Source organism: Kitasatospora sp. NPDC091257 (assembly GCF_044757675.1).
GTDB classification, from domain to species: domain Bacteria; phylum Actinomycetota; class Actinomycetes; order Streptomycetales; family Streptomycetaceae; genus Kitasatospora; species Kitasatospora lactacystinica.
Genome location: NZ_JBIVVI010001818.1, coordinates 1 through 1160 on the forward strand (window position 1 = coordinate 1; position 1160 = coordinate 1160).

Sequence of the window (1160 nt, forward strand, 5' to 3'; positions counted from 1 at the left end):
CTGCCCGGGGAGGTGGTCGTCCCGACCACCGGGGTGACGTCCGTCGGAGTCCTGCCCACCCACCGGCGCCAGGGCGTGCTCACCGCGCTGATGCGGCGTCAGCTCGACGACGTGCGGGCGCGAGGGGAGTTCCTCTCCGTCCTGCTGGCCTCCGAGGCCGGGATCTACGGCAGGTTCGGCTACGGTCCGGCGACGTACACCCAGCGGCTGACGGTGCCGCGCCGGCAGGCCGCCTTCGCCGCACCCCGGGCGCAGCGGGCGGCCGAGGCCCCGGCGGCCGGCTCGGTCGAACTGCTGCGGCGGGCCGACTGCGGGCAGATCGTGGAGGAGGTCTACGACCGTTACCGCCGCCGTCAGCCCGGTGCGCTGTCCCGGCCGCGCCGCTGGTGGGAGCTGGGCGCGGGGCAGGTCCCGATCGCCCCGACACCGCGCTACGTCGCCGTCCACCGGGACGCCGACGGAACCCCGGACGGGTACGCCAGCTACTCGCTCGGCGACGACACCCTGACGGTGGACGAGATCATCGCCGTCGACGACGCCGCCCACACCGACCTGGCCCGGTTCGTGCTCGGCCACGACCTGGTCTCCCAGGTCGTGTTCCGGCACTGCCCGCCGGAGCACCCGCTGCGCTGGCAGCTCGCGGACTTCCGCGCCGTCCAGCCGGGCGGCGAGACCGACTGGCTCTGGGTGCGGCTGCTGGACGTCCCGCGCGCGCTGACCGCGCGCGGCTGGTTCACCGACGGAGAACTGGTCCTGGACGTCGACGACCCGTTCCTCGGCGAGCACCACCGGTACCTGCTGACCGTCCGGGACGGGAAGGCCGAGTGCGTCCCGACGGACCGGGAGCCCGATCTGTCCCTGGACGTCCGCGACCTGGGCGCGGTCTACCTCGGCGGCACCGCCCCGAGCGCTCTCGTCCGAGCCGGGCACATCCGGGCCCATCGACCCGGCGCGGCCGTCCTCGCCGACGCCCTGTTCCGCGCCGAGCGCGCGCCGCACTGCCTGCACTGGTTCTGATCCGGCAGCCGCCACTCGCGATAGACACCGAACGCCGTTCCCCGCCCTGGTCGGGCGGGGAACGGCGTTCGGCTTTTCCCGGGTCGGGGTCTGCTGCTCGTCACCGGGATCTGGGACTCGATGATGAGCCAGCTGCAGTCCTG

1 protein-coding gene is annotated in these 1160 nt (G+C 74.3%); it reads left to right on the top strand.

The genetic code is table 11. The annotated features are described in order from the left end of the window. The coding region (locus ACIQOV_RS42255) for a GNAT family N-acetyltransferase (protein ID WP_401056564.1) at positions 1 to 1017 on the top strand (1017 nt) is incomplete at its 5' end. Between the last annotated feature and the right edge of the window lie 143 nt (positions 1018 to 1160).